Annotated in this window: 13 protein-coding genes and 1 pseudogene; 8 read left to right on the forward strand and 6 right to left on the reverse strand. The window is 63.4% G+C overall.

Annotated elements, in window-relative coordinates; all coding sequences use genetic code 11:
* The first annotated feature begins 439 nt into the window (after nt 1-439).
* Entirely contained in the window at nt 440-1,435 is a 996-nt protein-coding gene (locus tag B0G82_RS33650; protein WP_106280835.1) for a GlxA family transcriptional regulator, read from the forward strand.
* A gap of 191 nt (nt 1,436-1,626) precedes the next feature.
* Here the strand turns inward: B0G82_RS33650 and fdhA are convergent, their stop codons facing one another.
* On the reverse strand, nt 1,627-2,826 hold the full coding sequence (gene fdhA, locus B0G82_RS33655) for a formaldehyde dehydrogenase, glutathione-independent (protein ID WP_106308190.1): 1,200 nt from the start codon (nt 2,824-2,826) through the stop codon (nt 1,627-1,629).
* A gap of 292 nt (nt 2,827-3,118) precedes the next feature.
* Here fdhA and betI point away from each other — a divergent pair, with 292 nt between their 5' ends.
* The 7 genes and pseudogenes from betI (at nt 3,119) to B0G82_RS33690 (ending at nt 9,410) form a co-directional block, all read left to right on the forward strand.
* Nucleotides 3,119-3,706 carry a transcriptional regulator BetI gene (gene betI, locus B0G82_RS33660; protein ID WP_121310408.1) on the forward strand — a complete coding sequence of 196 codons (588 nt, stop codon included), beginning with the start codon at nt 3,119-3,121 and terminating at the stop codon, nt 3,704-3,706.
* Nucleotides 3,707-3,748: 42 nt separating this feature from the next.
* A complete protein-coding gene (betB, locus tag B0G82_RS33665) occupies nt 3,749-5,218 on the forward strand; it encodes a betaine-aldehyde dehydrogenase (protein ID WP_121310409.1) in 1,470 nt (489 codons plus the stop codon).
* A gap of 12 nt (nt 5,219-5,230) precedes the next feature.
* The gene (gene betA / locus B0G82_RS33670) at nt 5,231-6,916 is read left to right on the forward strand and encodes a choline dehydrogenase (protein WP_121310410.1); all 1,686 of its coding nucleotides are present in this window, start codon (nt 5,231-5,233) and stop codon (nt 6,914-6,916) included.
* A gap of 156 nt (nt 6,917-7,072) precedes the next feature.
* Entirely contained in the window at nt 7,073-8,239 is a 1,167-nt protein-coding gene (gene ampC, locus B0G82_RS33675; RefSeq protein ID WP_121310411.1) for a class C beta-lactamase, read from the forward strand.
* Between the two features lie 17 nt (nt 8,240-8,256).
* Nucleotides 8,257-8,658, forward strand: coding sequence for a cupin domain-containing protein (locus tag B0G82_RS33680; protein WP_121310412.1), 402 nt, complete (start codon nt 8,257-8,259; stop codon nt 8,656-8,658).
* A 120-nt stretch (nt 8,659-8,778) separates the two neighbouring features.
* Nucleotides 8,779-8,919, forward strand: a pseudogene (locus tag B0G82_RS40780) (lysozyme); the annotation flags it as partial.
* 62 nt (nt 8,920-8,981) lie between these two features.
* The gene (locus tag B0G82_RS33690; RefSeq protein WP_241974950.1) at nt 8,982-9,410 is read left to right on the forward strand and encodes a hypothetical protein; all 429 of its coding nucleotides are present in this window, start codon (nt 8,982-8,984) and stop codon (nt 9,408-9,410) included.
* Nucleotides 9,411-9,413: 3 nt separating this feature from the next.
* Here the strand turns inward: B0G82_RS33690 and B0G82_RS33695 are convergent, their stop codons facing one another.
* The 5 genes from B0G82_RS33695 to B0G82_RS33715 form a co-directional block, all read right to left on the reverse strand.
* The gene (locus B0G82_RS33695) at nt 9,414-10,832 is read right to left on the reverse strand and encodes an MFS transporter (RefSeq protein WP_121310414.1); all 1,419 of its coding nucleotides are present in this window, start codon (nt 10,830-10,832) and stop codon (nt 9,414-9,416) included.
* 154 nt (nt 10,833-10,986) lie between these two features.
* Nucleotides 10,987-11,250: a hypothetical protein gene (locus tag B0G82_RS33700; protein ID WP_116121511.1), complete on the reverse strand. Its 264-nt coding sequence runs from the start codon at nt 11,248-11,250 to the stop codon at nt 10,987-10,989.
* A 57-nt stretch (nt 11,251-11,307) separates the two neighbouring features.
* Entirely contained in the window at nt 11,308-11,964 is a 657-nt protein-coding gene (locus tag B0G82_RS33705) for a sarcosine oxidase subunit gamma (RefSeq protein ID WP_121310415.1), read from the reverse strand.
* Nucleotides 11,954-14,956 (reverse strand): sarcosine oxidase subunit alpha family protein, encoded by a 3,003-nt coding sequence (locus tag B0G82_RS33710; RefSeq protein ID WP_121310416.1) that lies wholly within the window; start codon nt 14,954-14,956, stop codon nt 11,954-11,956. Before B0G82_RS33710 ends, B0G82_RS33705 begins: the two co-directional genes overlap by 11 nt.
* Nucleotides 14,953-15,291 carry a sarcosine oxidase subunit delta gene (locus tag B0G82_RS33715; RefSeq protein WP_116144530.1) on the reverse strand — a complete coding sequence of 113 codons (339 nt, stop codon included), beginning with the start codon at nt 15,289-15,291 and terminating at the stop codon, nt 14,953-14,955. The genes B0G82_RS33710 and B0G82_RS33715 overlap by 4 nt, the downstream gene beginning before the upstream one ends.
* Nucleotides 15,292-15,319 lie beyond the last annotated feature (28 nt).

Genomic DNA, 15,319 nt, shown 5'->3' on the forward strand with positions numbered 1-15,319 from the left:
AGGTCCGTGGAGTCGTTGACGGAAGGCCGGAAGCCGCGTCTGGGCTTTGCTTCGCCCGTGCTACTACCGGTGTGCATTGCGTCTATTCTTGACGCTCGCCTCGCCCGCCAATTTATGAATTCAGACGCGTTCTTTGCCTTTTCCGCCATACGCGTCCTTTTTTCACAAGTCGGCGCTGCCGCGCTCCCTCCCTTGACCGAACGAGCGTGCCGAACGCGCGTTCATGCTGCACTGCACGCGAACGCCGTGCGCGCTTCAGGTGCGCAAGCGGACCCGTACGGCTCTGTTCTGGTGCCACCTGTTTAGTTATCCGAGTCGTATACGGGCTAACCGAGGGTTTAGCCTGATGGCACGGTAGTTGCCATAGTCCTCAAAATTAAAGAAGTCGCTGCTCCCCACGGCGACGTGACATTACAGATTCGAAGGAATCATTCCTCTCATGTCCACCGATCGCACGGCGTCGCTGTCGCATTTCGCTTTCATGCCGGTTCCCAACTTCACCATGATTGCGTTCACCAACGCGATCGAAGTCCTGCGCATGGCGAACTACCTCACGGGCCAAACGCTTTACCGCTGGTCGATCGTGAGTCCCGATGGCGGCCCGGTCACGGCCAGCAACGGTTTGTCGGTCGATACGGGACCGGTCGAATGCGTCGGGCAGCCGGACATCGTGTTCGTGGTCGGCGGCATCGACGTGCAGCGCGCCACCACTCCCGCCCATCTTTCCGCATTGCGCCGCTTCGCGCGGCTGGGCTGCGTGCTCGGCAGCCTGTGTACCGGCACGTACGCATTGGCGCGCGCCGGTTTGCTGGCGGGTTATGCTTGCGCGATTCACTGGGAGAACATGTCGGCGCTCAAGGAAGAGTTTCCCGACACGCGCTTTCTGAAAGAACTGTTCGTGATCGATCGCGATCGCGTCACGTGCACCGGCGGTGTGGCGCCGCTCGACATGATGCTGAACCTTATCGCGCCACGCGTCGGCACGGCACGCGTCACGCAGATCGCCGAGCAGTTCATCGTCGAACATGTGCGCGACACCAGCGCGCAACAGAAAATGCCGCTGGTGGCGCGACTCGGCTCAGCCAACAAGTCGCTCTTCGAAGTGATCTCGCTGATGGAGAACAATATCGAGGAGCCGCTCTCGCGCGAAGAACTCGCGCGCCTCGCCGGCATGTCGCAACGGCAATTGCAGCGCCTGTTCCGCGAACATCTGGGCATGACGCCAACGCATTACTACCTGACGCTGCGTCTGCGGCGCGCGCGAGAACTGCTGCTGCAAACCGATATGTCGATCATGCACATCACGATGGCATGCGGCTTCCAGTCGGCGTGCCATTTCTCGAAGAGCTATCGCGACGCGTTCGGCACGGCGCCGACGCGCGAGCGGCGCAAGCAGGCGCCATCGCTCGCGGCAGTGCCGGTGCTGGCGGCTTGAGGCGATTGATAGATTGACGGCTTGGGTGCGCAGCCGCCGCAAATACAAACGCGTTGAGCGGTTTTCCGTTCAACGCGTTTTTTGCAGGCCAGCGGTTTCGGCTATTCACCTTTCCGCCCGACGACGACGCAGCGCTGCGCGAGACTGCGCAGGCAGTCCCGCCGCCACCTCATGCCGCGCTCAAGCCACGATCAAGCCGCCTTCAGCAAGCCATGCGGATCGATCACAAACTTCTTCGGCGCGCCGCCATCGAACTGACGATAACCATCAGGCGCCTGGTCGAGCGACACCACGGTCACGTTGACGATATCCGCAATCGGCAAACGGTCCCACAAGATCGCCTGCATGAGATTGTGGTTGTATTTCATGACCGGCGTCTGCCCGGTATGGAACGAGTGCGACTTGGCCCAGCCCAGACCGAAACGGATGCTCAGGCTGCCTTTGCGCGCGGCGGCATCGGCGGCGCCCGGATCGTCCGTGACGTACAGGCCCGGAATGCCGATCGCGCCCGCGGCCCGGGTGATCTCCATCAGCGAGTTGAGCACGGTGGCCGGTGCTTCCTCGTGCGATCCGCTGCTGCCGTGGCCGTGCGCTTCGAAGCCGACGCAGTCGACCGCGCAGTCCACTTCAGGCTTGCCGAGAATCTGCTCGATCTGCTCGCCCAGCGTGGCGTCCTTCGACAGATCGATGGTCTGGAAGCCCATCTTGCGCGCGTGCGCGAGACGCTCCTCGTTCATATCGCCGACGATCGTGCAGGCCGCGCCCAGCAAGCGCGCCGAAGCAGCCGCCGCCATGCCCACCGGACCCGCCCCCGCGATATACACGGTGGCGCCGGGCTTCACGCCTGCCATCACCGCGCCGTGGTAGCCGGTCGGCAGAATGTCGGACAGACACGTGAGGTCGCGGATTTTCGCCATGGCCTGCGCATGGTCGGGGAATTTCAGCAGATTGAAGTCGGCGTACGGCACCAGCACGTATTCGGCCTGGCCGCCGATCCAGCCGCCCATGTCCACGTAACCATAAGCGCCACCGGCCCGCGACGGATTCACGTTCAGGCACACGCCGGTATGCTGGGCCTTGCAGGTCGGACAGCGTCCGCAGGCCACGTTGAACGGCACGGAAACGAGATCGCCGACCTTCAGCGTTTCGACGTCGCGGCCCACTTCGATCACCTCGCCGGTAATCTCGTGGCCGAGCACGAGGCCGACTTCGGCGGTCGTGCGGCCACGCACCATGTGCTGATCGGAGCCGCAAATATTCGTGCTCACCACCTTCAGGATCACGCCGTGACCGATCGACCGGCCACGCGGATCAACCATCTTCGGAAAGTCGATCGACTGCACTTCCACCTTGCCCTGCCCCAGATACACGACGCCGCGATTGCTGCTCATTGTCTGTCTCCATGTCTTGTGAGCGGCGCGCCCGGTTCGCCCGGTTCGTCAAAAGCACGCCGTTCAACGAGCGTAGCGCCCGGTGAACCAGGCGCATGTGCCGAACGCGACATGGGTTTGGCCGGAACCGACACGGCGAGCGAAGCCCTCGCCCATCCTGCCGCAGATGGTTTTTTATTGATTGACCGTTCAATATAAAAAACCTAACATGGTCGTTCGAATCCACGTGGACGGATTGCTTTCATCTAACGCAGTCCGCCCGCAGCCAACGCCAGCACCTAACGCCAGCACCATGCCCAAACTCGGAATGCGCGAAATCCGCCGCGCGCAGTTGATCGACGCCACGCTCCACACGATCGACCAGACCGGTCTCGCGGGGGCCACGCTGGCTTCGGTCGCGCAGCGCGCGAGCATTTCCACCGGCATCGTCAGCCACTATTTCGGCGACAAGGACGGCTTGCTCGAAGCCACCATGCGTCACGTGCTGCGCGACTTGTGGCAGGCCACATCACGCAGGCGCCGCGCGGCGAAAGCGGATCCGCGCTCGAAGTTACGCGCGGTGGTCGCCGCGAATTTCGACGCCGAACAGACCAGCGGCCCGGTCATGAAAACCTGGCTCGCGTTCTGGTCCGAGAGCATGCACAAGCCGGCATTGCGGCGGCTGCAGTACGTAAACACGCGCCGCCTGAACTCGAATCTGTGCGCGGATTTTTCCAAGGCCATGCCGCGTGTCGCGGCGCGCCGTGCGGCGAGCGGCCTCGCGGCGCTGATCGACGGCCTGTGGCTGCGCGGCGCGCTCGCGGGCGAGCCGTTCGACACCAAAGCCGCGCTGCGCGTGGCCAACGACTATATCGATCTGGTCCTCGCATCGCACGGGTAAGCGCACGATCAGATCGGCGACACATTCAGAAAGGAGTTAGTCATGGCGGTATTCGCAACGCAACGTCTCTATATCGGCGGCGTGTACGTCGACGCCACCAGCGGCGAAACTTTCGACACACTCGACCCCGCCACCGGCGAAACGCTCGCGAGCGTGCAGCAGGCGTCGGCGGCCGACGTCGATCGCGCCGTACGATCCGCGCAGCAAGGCCAACGCGAATGGGCCGCGCTCACGGCCATGCAGCGTTCGCGCATTCTGCGCCGCGCCGTCGAGCTTCTGCGCGAGCGCAACGACGAACTCGCCGCGCTCGAAACGCGCGACACCGGCAAGCCGGTCGCGGAAACCCTCGCGGTGGATATCGTCACCGGCGCGGACGTGATCGAGTACTACGCGGGCCTCGCCACTGCGATCGAGGGACAGCAGATTCCGTTGCGGCCCACGTCGTTCGTCTATACGCGGCGCGAACCGCTGGGCGTTTGCGCGGGCATCGGCGCATGGAACTACCCGATCCAGATCGCGTGCTGGAAGTCGGCGCCCGCGCTTGCGGCCGGCAACGCGATGATCTTCAAGCCGAGCGAGATCACGCCGCTGTCGGCGCTGAAGCTCGCCGAGATCTATACCGAAGCCGGCGTGCCCGCAGGCGTGTTCAACGTCGTGCAAGGCGACGGACGCGTCGGCGCGATGCTCGCCGCGCATCCCGACATAGAGAAAATTTCGTTCACCGGCGGCGTGGAAACGGGCAAGAAAGTGATGTCGATGGCGGGCGCTTCGTCGCTGAAAGAAGTGACAATGGAACTCGGCGGCAAGTCGCCCCTCCTCGTGTTCGACGACGCCAATCTCGAACGCGCCGCCGACATCTCGATGAGCGCCAACTTCTTCAGCTCCGGCCAGGTCTGCACCAACGGCACACGCGTATTCGTGCAACGCGGCGTGCTGGAGCGCTTCGAAGCGCTGGTGCTGGAACGCGTCAAGCGCATTCGCGTGGGCGCGCCCACCGACGCGGCCACCAACTTCGGGCCGCTGGTCAGCGCCGCGCAATTGCACAAGGTGCTGGGCTATATCGAAAGCGGCAAGCAGGAAGGCGCGCGGCTCGTGGCAGGCGGCAAGCGTCTCACCGAAGGCCACTTCGGCACCGGCCAATATGTCGAGCCGACGGTTTTTGCCGACTGCCATGACGACATGCGCATCGTGCGCGAAGAAATCTTCGGACCGGTGATGAGCATTCTCGTTTTCGACGACGAAGACGAAGCCGTCGCGCGCGCGAACCACACCGCTTATGGTCTTGCCGCGGGCGTCGTGACTGAGAACCTGGCGCGCGCGCATCGCGTGATTCATCAGCTGGAAGCAGGCATCTGCTGGATCAATACGTGGGGCGAATCGCCCGCGGAAATGCCGGTGGGCGGCTACAAGCAATCGGGCGTGGGCCGCGAAAACGGCATCACCACGCTCGAACACTACACGCGCATCAAGTCCGTGCAGGTCGAACTCGGCCCGTATCAACCGGTGTTTTAAGGAGAGCGCGCGATGGCTGCGAACGAATACGACTACATCATCGTGGGCGCGGGTTCGGCGGGCAACGTGCTCGCCTCGCGTCTGACCGAAGACGCGGACGTGACCGTGCTGCTGCTCGAAGCAGGCGGCCCCGACTACCGCTTCGACTTCCGCACGCAGATGCCGGCCGCGCTCGCCTTTCCGCTGCAAGGGCGGCGCTACAACTGGGCGTACGAAACGGACCCCGAGCCGCACATGAACAACCGGCGCATGGAATGCGGGCGCGGCAAGGGGCTCGGCGGATCGTCGCTGATCAACGGCATGTGCTATATCCGCGGCAATGCGCTCGATTACGACGGATGGGCCGCGCACGCCGGTCTGGAAAATTGGACCTATCTGGATTGTCTGCCGTATTTCCGCAAGGCCGAAACGCGCGATGCGGGCGCGAACGCCTATCACGGCGGCGACGGCCCGGTGCACGTGACCACCAGCAAGCCCGGCAATAATCCGCTCTTCGCCGCGATGGTCGAAGCCGGTGTGCAGGCCGGCTTTCCACGCACCGACGACCTGAACGGCTATCAACAGGAAGGCTTCGGCCCGATGGATCGCACGGTCACGGCGAACGGCCGGCGCGCCAGCACGGCGCGCGGTTATCTGGATCGCGCGAAAGCGCGGCCGAATCTCACCATCGTCACGCATGCCGTGACGGATCGCGTGCTGTTCTCCGGCAAGCGCGCGGTCGGCGTCGCGTATCTGCATCACGGCAATGCGGTGAATGCGCAGGCACGCCGCGAGGTGCTCGTGTGCAGCGGCGCGATCGCGTCGCCGCAGTTGCTGCAACGCTCGGGTGTGGGCCGCTCCACGTGGCTGCGCGAACTCGACGTGCCGCTCGTTCACGATCTGCCAGGTGTCGGCGAGAACCTGCAGGACCATCTGGAGATGTATATCCAGTACGAGTGCAAGGAGCCGGTTTCGCTTTATCCGGCGTTGCAGTGGTGGAATCAACCGGCTATCGGACTCGAATGGCTGGTCAAGGGCACGGGAATCGGCGCGAGCAATCAGTTCGAGGCAGGCGGCTTTATCCGCACGCGCGATGACGATCTGTGGCCGAACATTCAATATCACTTCCTGCCGGTCGCGATCAATTACAACGGTTCGAACGCCATCAAGATGCACGGCTTCCAGGCACACGTCGGTTCGATGCGCTCGCCGAGCCGCGGCCGCGTGAAGCTCACGTCGCGCGATCCGAACGCGCATCCGAGCATCCTGTTCAACTACATGGCCGATCCGCTCGACTGGCGCGAGTTCCGCGACGGCATCCGCATCACGCGCGAGATCATGCGGCAACCGGCGCTCGACCGTTATCGCGGCCGCGAACTGAATCCCGGCGCCGAACTGACCACCGACGAGCAACTCGACACGTTCGTGCGCATGCGCGCGGAGACGGCGTTTCATCCGTCGTGTTCGTGCAAGATGGGCTACGACGATATGGCCGTGGTCGATAACGAGGGCCGCGTGCACGGCATGGAAGCGCTGCGGGTGGTGGACGCGTCGATCATGCCGCGCATCACGACCGGCAATCTGAATGCGCCGACCATCATGCTGGCCGAGAAGATCGCCGACCGGATTCGCGGACGCGAACCGCTGGCGCGGGTGGATACGCCCTACTTCGTGGCGAATGGCGTGGCGTCGAGAAAACGGGAGACCGCTACGGTTTGACGTGACGCCGTTGTCCGCGCATAAGATTTTCTTTACCCGCGCGCAACTTATCCTCGATTGTCAGTGTCTGGCAAAAGCCGGATAGTGCGGCCTCAAGGCGTTTCAAAGAATCTTTTGGAGCGCCTCCGCCGACAGACAACCCAGGAAACGCGAGAGATGAAGTTCAAAGCCTTTAGCCTAACGGCGACCGTGGTCTTTGCGTTGAGCGCTCTCATGAGCCACGCAGCCGATACCACGCAAGACAGCATTAAACGGACGGTCGACGCGGCGATCCAGCCGCTCATGGCGAAAGACGGTATTCATGGCATGGCGGTCGGTGTCATCGTCGAGGGCAAGCCTTATGTGTACAACTACGGCGTGGCGTCGACGAAGACCGGCAAACCCGTGGCGCGCGACACGCTGTTCGAACTCGGCTCGATCAGCAAGACCTTCACGGCGACGCTGGCTTCGTATGCGCAGGTCAGCGGCGATCTTTCCCTGTCGGCTCCGACGAGCAAGTATCTGCCCGTGCTTCAGGGCAGTCAGTTTGGCAACGTGAAACTGATCAATCTGGGCACGCATACGCCCGGTGGGCTGCCATTGCAGGTGCCGGACGACATCAATAACAACGACGAACTCATGCAGTATTTCAAGGCATGGCAGCCCAGTTGCGCGCCGGGCACGTGCCGGACTTACGCTAATCCCGGGATCGGCACGCTTGGATTGATTACCGCAAAGAGTATGGGGCAGGATTTCACGGCGTTGATGGAACAGCGCATGTTTCCTGCACTGGGTTTGAAGAACAGTTATATCGACGTACCGACAGCACGGATGCCGGACTACGCGCAAGGCTACAAGAAAGACGGTGCGCCGATCCGCATGGCACCCGGCGTGCTGTCCGCCGAAGCCTACGGCGTCAAATCCACCGCCGCCGACATGACGCGCTTCATGCAGGCCAACATGAATCTGCTCCCACTCGATGCAAAGTTGCAACGCGCGATCACGAATACGCACACCGGCTACTTCAAGGCAGGTGTGCTGACCCAGGATCTGATCTGGGAGCAATACGCGTATCCGGTCGCGCTGAAGACATTGCTGGCGGGCAATTCATCGGCGATGGCTTTAAAGGCGACGCCCACGGTCGAGATCAAGCCGCCGCTCGCGCCTCGGTCAAACGTGTGGATCAACAAGGCCGGTTCGACCAATGGGTTCGGCGCGTACGTGGCTTTTGTGCCCGAGAAGCAGTTGGGCATTGTGCTGCTGACCAACAAGAACTTCCCGAACGAGGATCGGGTGGCTGCTGCTTATAAGATTCTGACGGCGCTTGCTGAGGCCCCGCATTGAAGAGGGGCGACTCGATCATGAACAGCTTGCGTTGCGTGCCGTTGGTCGTTGCGGTCCTCATGAATCCGCCTTCGGCCAATGCCGGCGAAAAGGCGCCCGATGCCAAGGAGACCGCGGTGCTTCAACGCGTCCCCGTTCCGGGAACCGATCGCGAAATGGGCATGGGCATAGCCGAATTCCCTCCCGATGCCGCCAAGCCGAAGCACAAGGCAACCGGGCCAGAGGTCGCCTATGTGCTCGAAGGTGAAGTCACGGTGCAGGTCGAGGGGCGACCCGCGCAAGTGGTCCACGCCGGGGAAAGTTACCGGATGCCGGCGAACGTCGTTCATGTGACGAGCGCCGGACCCGCGGGCGCGAAAGTGTTGGCGACGTGGGCCTGGGTCCCTGGGAAGCCGTTTAATATTCGCGCTCGGAATTGAATTAGAAAATGAGGATCGGGGTGGCTGCCGCTCCCGTATCACGTTACCTATCCATTTTGATAGGTGTTATCGCACGCGCATCGCCTTCTATACTCGTCCCCGTTTTTGAGGAGGTGGAGAATGCCCGGTGCCAATGACAGCATGCGGATGAGTGCAGCCGGCTATGCAGCCTTACGATTCAACGAGGGCGTTGTGATGCGGTACTACACTGATGCGCCGGCGAACGGCAATTGCACATGGGGCATCGGTACGTTAGCTCACTAGGGGCCATCCATGCGCGAGTCCGCTCCATTCCGGCAGCCCGCGCAATGAAAGCCCGTCAGTTGGGCGCGGCCATCGCGCTGATTCTCTCGACCGGACTCGCTGGCGCGCAACAGGGCGCGTCGGAGACAACACCGTCTGCGGCGGAATTCGCGGGCAAATGGGTGGTGACTGATGTCGTGTCCTATTCCCCTGTCTCGGCGGGTATCCCTGAGGCGAGGCGGATCCTCGGGAAGGTTTTGACGATCTCGCCAACGCGTATCGAGTTCAATAACCAGAACTGCACGCCGCATAACGGCTTTGTGGTCAGTGAGGTGGACAGCGCCGCGAAGTTGAAAGAACTTTACGACGTCGACCCGCCGGATGTCGGCCTGCCTGCGCGCACCGCGTTGCTGGACAGCGCGAACTGTACGGCCGTTTTCCGCATGGCCGATAACCGTGTCGCATTCGGTTGGAACGGCGTCATGGTGCGCGCTATCCGCAGGCAATAGTCTTCACTCCCGCACCGGACTCACCCCCCCTCGCGCATCCGTCTCAACCGCCTCCGACACCAGCGTCTCGAGCGCCAACCCACGCGTCTCGATGCCCAAAAGCCACACCGCCGCCGCCGCGATCACAAAACACATCGCGCCGAGCGAGAACACGCCGCCCTGGCCGAACATCGGCAACACCACGCCCACAACATAAGGTCCGATCAGCGAACCCACGCGGCCGATCGCCGACGCGAAGCCCGAACCCGTCGCCCGCGCACCGGTTCCATACAGCTCCGGCGTGTAGGTGTACAGCACCGCCCACATCGCGAACAGAAAGAACTGCATTGCCAGCCCGGCGCAGATCAGCAAGGTCGGCGTCTGCGCGTGCAGCGCGGTTTGTCCATAGACGTAGACCATCACCGCGCTGCCCGCGAGCGACGCGATGCAAGTCGGCTTGCGCCCCCAACGTTCGACCAGCCACGCCGCGCAAATGAAGCCGGGAATCCCGCCGAGCGAAATCAGCACCGTGTACAGCACCGACTTCGTCACCGCAAAGCCAGCCTGCTGCATCAGCGCGCCGAGCCACGACGTCAGCCCATAGAAACCGAGCAGCGCGAAGAACCATAGCGTCCACACCATGATCGTGCGACGCCGGTAAGCCATGCTCCATATCTCGCGGAACGCCCCCGTGCCCTTGGCGGCCGGCGGTTCTGCAAGCATGACGGGCGCGCGCAACTGGCTCAGCCCGGCCGCCTTCATCACCTTCACTTCGACCTCGGCGAGAATCTTGTCCGCTTCATGGAGGCGTCCGCGATGTTCGAGCCAGCGCGGCGACTCCGGCACGACGCGACGCACGATCAACACGAATACAGCAGGAATCGCGAGAAGCGCGAACTCCGTGCGCCAGCCGAACGCCGGCAAGACGAAGTACGACACCACGCCCGAGGTAATGAAGCCGAGCGGCCAGAAACCATCCATCAGCGCGATCAGACGGCCGCGCGACGCAGCCGGCACGAACTCCGACAACAACGTCTGCGCAATCGGAAACTCCATGCCCATGCCGAAGCCAAGCAGCACGCGATAAAAGATCAACGCTTCCACGCTCTGCGCCGTCGAGCACAGATACGACGCGAGCCCCCACAACACCATGCTCCACTGAAACACAGGCCGGCGTCCGAAGCGATCCGCCAGCAATCCCGCGATCGCCGCGCCGATCACCATGCCGAAGAAACTCGCGCTGGCCACCAGCCCCGCCGTTGCTGTCGATAAGCCGAATTCCGTCTTGATCGAACCGAGCACGAAGGTCATCGTGCCGAGATCGACGGAATCGAAAAAGAACGCGATGGCGATGATGATAAAAATGGTCCGGTGATAACCGGAGAACGGCAGTCGTTCGAGTCGGGCAGCAGCGCTCGCGCGCGGCGGATAGGCGGTGGACATGTCATCCCCTGGTGGATGCGGCGCTTGCCGCGTGGGTACTCCTGAGTGTTTTCAGTAGACGCCGACATAAATCGGCCACATAGAAGAAATACGTCATCGGGATGGAACGGGTGCGCCGCTCCATGCGCGGCGACGGCGGCGGCGATAGAGACGCTCAGGCCCGCAGACGCGCCCGCGCGGCGCCGGCAATGCGCGCGAGCGCATCCGCGCTCAACCGTGCGGCGATTCGTTCGACGTATTCATGATGACGCGCCTGCAACGGCGCGCCGAGTTGCTGCGCGAGAAGATAACGGATCAACGCAATGCGCCGATGCCGCAGCACGATGCTCTGATCGAGCAGCGCGAGCGCGGCATGGGCATCGCCTTCGTGGCACGCGCGCTCGGTGAGGCGCGCGGTGGCTAGACGTGTCGACGTCATGGCGAATACCGAGGGATGAAACGCGCGAGCGGTTCGGACAGGACCGCTCGCCGCGCCTTACGACATCAGCGGCTCGGCTGCGTCGAGCATCATCTTCACGAAGTAGTCCGCGAAGCTGCGGCGCACGACGATATCGAAACTGCTCGCGCCGGTAGGCAGGAGTGTCATCGATGCCTTGAAATAATGGCTCTGCGCGCACTGCCCTTCGCCGAACAGCTTGGGATGCAGGTCGAGCGGGCAACCGCGCGACAGCACTTCACGCGTGCGCGTGCCGCTGATTTCGAGCACCGTATAGCCGCTGCCGATATCCACCGCCGAAGCGAACACGCCCGCGAACGCCGCGCCGAGTTTCGCCTGCAACGGCGCAGTGCGCGTCGCGTCGTGCGCGGTGGCCGAGCGCACCAGCCACTCGTCGGGACCGAGCCACATTACGTCGTAGCCGTTGCCGCGCGCCACCGTGTTCGCCTTTTCAGGCGGACGGCAGCCGAGCACGCTTTCAAAGGCGCGCACGAATGCGGCGTCACGCGTATCGCCGCGCACGTTCACGAGTTCCAGAAACGGCCGCTCGTTCAATCTGAACGCCGCGTTGGCCGTCGCCTGATGCTTTTTCAGCAGCGCGTCCGTGCCGACCAGCGGCGACTCCTGCCACACGCCGGTCTGTTTGCCGACAGCACGATCCACGACCGACGCCGTCCCTCTCGTTTCATTCCACATGTTGACGTGCTCCTTCGCTGTCGTAGAACACCGAACTGGTGACCTTCGCTGCAATCTGTTTGCCGCTCGAAAGCGGAATCGTGACCGTTTCGCCGATCTTGTCGAGACCGCCCTTGACGACCGCCATCGCGATCGAACGCTTCAGGATCGGGCTGTAATAGCTCGACGTGACGTGGCCGAGCATCGCCGCCGTCTCGCCCTGGAATGGACCCGCGACGATCTGCGAGCCTTCGGGTATCACGAACGACGGATCGTCCGAGAGCAGGCCGACCAGTTGCTTGCGCCCTGCCTTCGCGGTGTCCGAGCGGGTCAGCGAACGCTTGCCGAGAAAGTCCTTCGACTTCGCGACGAGCCCGCCCATGCCGAGGTCGTACGGCGTCATCGAGCCGTCCGTATCCTGGCCGACGATGATGTAGCCCTTCTCCGCCCGCAGCACGTGCATGGTTTCGGTGCCGTACGGCGTGATGTCGAACTCCGCGCCCGCCGCCATCAACGCTTCCCACACCGCTCGCCCGACGTTCGCCGGCACGTTCACTTCATAAGCCAGTTCGCCCGAGAAGCTGATGCGCATCACACGCGAAGCCGCGCCCGCCACCGTGCCTTCGCGATAGCTCATGAACGGGAACGCCGCGTTCGCGAAGTCGATGTCCTGGCAGACCTTCTGCAGTACCTTGCGGCTGTTCGGACCGACCACGGCGAAGGTCGCCCAATGATCCGTCACCGACGCGAGCCGCACGCGCAGGTCCGGCCATTCGGTCTGCAGCCAGCGTTCGAGCCACGTCAGCACGCGCGCCGCGCCGCCGGTGGTGGTCGTCATCATGTAGTGCTGGTCGGCGAGGCGCACGGTCACGCCGTCGTCGAAGATCATGCCGTTCTCGTCGAGCATCAGGCCGTAGCGGCACTTGCCGACCTCCAGCTTGCTCCACGGATTCGTGTAGACCCAGTTGAGGAGCTTCGCCGAATCGGGGCCCTGTATGTCGATCTTGCCGAGCGTGGAAGCATCGAGAATGCCGACGCTCGTGCGCACCGCGAGCGATTCGCGCGCTACTGCCGCGTGCATGTCTTCGCCCGCTTTCGGGTAGTACCACGGACGCTTCCAGTTGCCGACGTCCTCGAAAGCCGCGCCGTTTTCCACATGCCATTCGTGCACCGCCGTCTTGCGCACCGGATCGAGAAACTCGCCCAGCTCGCGGCCGGCGAACGTGCCGAAGGTGACGGGCGTGTAGTTCGGACGGAAGGTCGTGGTGCCGGTCTCGGGAATCGTCTTGCCGAGCGCCTGCGCGAGAATCGCCATGCCGTTGATGTTGCCGAGCTTGCCCTGGTCGGTGCCGAAACCCATCGCCGTATAGCGCTTCACGTGCTCGACCGATTCGAAGCCCTCGCGCGCCGCGAGAAAAATGTCCGCGGCCGACACGTCGTTCTGGAAATCGATGAACTGCTTCGGCCCGCGCGTGGCCATCTCGCGGCCGCCGACGAGCCACAGCGGCAACATCTTCGCTTCCGTGATCTCGGCCACCTGCACCGGATTCGGCCGCGCGACAATGAAGCCCGCCGCGCGCGCCGCGTCGATGCCGGCATCGACTGCAAAGCGGATGCCCTGACCCAAGGTAAAGTCGCCGGCGCAGGCGCCGACGCTCGTCTCCGGCTGCATCGCCTTGCCCGGCACGAAGCAGGCCTTCTCGTCATGCCAGTGCGCCTTGCCGCCCGATTGCGCGAACAGATGCAGCACCGGGCTCCAGCCGCCGGACATGGCGAGCAGATCGCAGGCGAGCTCGCTCTGCTTCGCACCGACCTGTCCGTTCGAATACGACGCGAGATCCACCGACGCCACACGCAGTTTGCCGTGCGCCGCCGTGATCACGACACCGTTCATCACCTTGACGCCGTAGCGGCGTGCCAAAGCGGGCAGCGTGCCCTTCGATTCGCTCGCGCGCGGATCGACCACTGTCACCTGGGCGCCGGCTGCTTTCAGATCGAGCGCGCATTGATAGCCGTCGTCGTTATTGGTGAACACCACCGCGTTGCGGCCCGGCAGCACCGCATAGCGATGCAGATAGGTCGATACGGCCGATGCCAGCATCACGCCCGGCAGATCGTTGTTGCCGAACACGATGGGACGCTCGTGCGCGCCGGTCGCGAGAATCACGCGTTTCGCGCGAATCTTCCACATCAGTTCGCGCGTGCCCTTGCGCTGCGACACCGGCAAATGTTCGGTGAGCCGCTGCGTCACCGTCACGAGGTTGTGGTCCTGATAGCCGAATGCCGTGCTGCGGCACAGGATCTTCACTTCGGGCATCTGCCGCAGTTCGTCTTCGATCTTCTGCACCCAGTACAGTGCGGGCTTGCCGTCGATCTCCGCGCGGCACGACAGCAGCGAGCCGCCGAGTTCCGGCTGATCGTCGACCAGCGTCACGCGCGCGCCGGACAATGCCGCAGCGTGTGCAGCCGCGAGGCCGGTCGGGCCGCCGCCCACCACCAGCACGTCGCAATGCGCAAAGCACTTGTCGTAGCGATCCGCGTCCGTGTGTTCCGGCGCCTTGCCGAGACCGGCGGCGTCGCGGATCACTTCTTCGTATTTAGGCCAGAATTTGCGCGGCCACATGAAGGTCTTGTAGTAGAAGCCGGCCGGAATGAAGCGTGCGAACTTCTGGTTGACCGCCATGCGGTCTTTCTCGATGCTCGGCTTCGCGTTCACGCTGGTGGCGACCAGTCCTTGATACAACTCGACCTCAGTCGCACGCGCATTCGGCACTGTGTACGCGCCGGTTTCGAGTTGCACGACGGCATTCGGCTCTTCCACACCCGCCGTGACGATGCCGCGCGGCCGATGGTATTTCCAGCTGCGCGCGACGAAATGCTCGCCGTTCGCGAGCAGCGCCGATGCCAGCGTGTCGCCCTGATAGCCCTGGTACTGCCGGCCGTTGAAGGTGAACGTCAGCGGCTGGGCGCGATTGATGCGGCCGCCGTTGGGGAGTCGGTCTTTCTGGCTCATGATGCCTTGCCCTCTTGTGCCTTGTTTTGTGCCGTGCTTTGCGTGTTAGCCTCGGCGCTGTCCATGGCGAGCAACGGACGCTCGAACGTCTCGTAGCCCTGGATCTCGTAGCTCACCGTGTCGCGCTGCGCCTTGAACCAGCGGCGGCAGCCTTGCGTGTGCATCCATTGCTCGCGATGCACGCCGCGCGGGTTCTTGCGCATGAACAGGTAGTCGCCCCATTCCTTGTCGGTGAGTTTGTCGGTGTCGAGCGGACGGGCAATGTCCGCTTCGCCGCCGCAGGAAAATTCGGTTTCGGCGCGCGGCCCGCACCACGGGCATTCGATCAATAGCATTGGTTTTTCCTCGTCGCAGTGCGTGGCG

Origin of the sequence: Paraburkholderia sp. BL17N1 (assembly GCF_003634175.1) — a bacterium.
Taxonomy (GTDB): Bacteria; Pseudomonadota; Gammaproteobacteria; order Burkholderiales; family Burkholderiaceae; genus Paraburkholderia.

Excerpts from the sequence above, each read along its gene's own strand:
- ampC (WP_121310411.1), top strand. The coding sequence starts at position 7,073 with ATGAAGTTCAAAGCCTTTAGCCTAACGGCGACCGTGGTCTTTGCGTTG.
- B0G82_RS33700 (WP_116121511.1), bottom strand. The coding sequence starts at position 11,250 with ATGACGTCGACACGTCTAGCCACCGCGCGCCTCACCGAGCGCGCGTGC.
- B0G82_RS33695 (WP_121310414.1), bottom strand. The coding sequence starts at position 10,832 with ATGTCCACCGCCTATCCGCCGCGCGCGAGCGCTGCTGCCCGACTCGAA.
- B0G82_RS33650 (WP_106280835.1), top strand. The coding sequence starts at position 440 with ATGTCCACCGATCGCACGGCGTCGCTGTCGCATTTCGCTTTCATGCCG.
- B0G82_RS33680 (WP_121310412.1), top strand. The coding sequence starts at position 8,257 with ATGAACAGCTTGCGTTGCGTGCCGTTGGTCGTTGCGGTCCTCATGAAT.
- betI (WP_121310408.1), top strand. The coding sequence starts at position 3,119 with ATGCCCAAACTCGGAATGCGCGAAATCCGCCGCGCGCAGTTGATCGAC.
- betB (WP_121310409.1), top strand. The coding sequence starts at position 3,749 with ATGGCGGTATTCGCAACGCAACGTCTCTATATCGGCGGCGTGTACGTC.
- fdhA (WP_106308190.1), bottom strand. The coding sequence starts at position 2,826 with ATGAGCAGCAATCGCGGCGTCGTGTATCTGGGGCAGGGCAAGGTGGAA.
- B0G82_RS33710 (WP_121310416.1), bottom strand. The coding sequence starts at position 14,956 with ATGAGCCAGAAAGACCGACTCCCCAACGGCGGCCGCATCAATCGCGCC.
- B0G82_RS33715 (WP_116144530.1), bottom strand. The coding sequence starts at position 15,291 with ATGCTATTGATCGAATGCCCGTGGTGCGGGCCGCGCGCCGAAACCGAA.
- betA (WP_121310410.1), top strand. The coding sequence starts at position 5,231 with ATGGCTGCGAACGAATACGACTACATCATCGTGGGCGCGGGTTCGGCG.
- B0G82_RS33705 (WP_121310415.1), bottom strand. The coding sequence starts at position 11,964 with ATGTGGAATGAAACGAGAGGGACGGCGTCGGTCGTGGATCGTGCTGTC.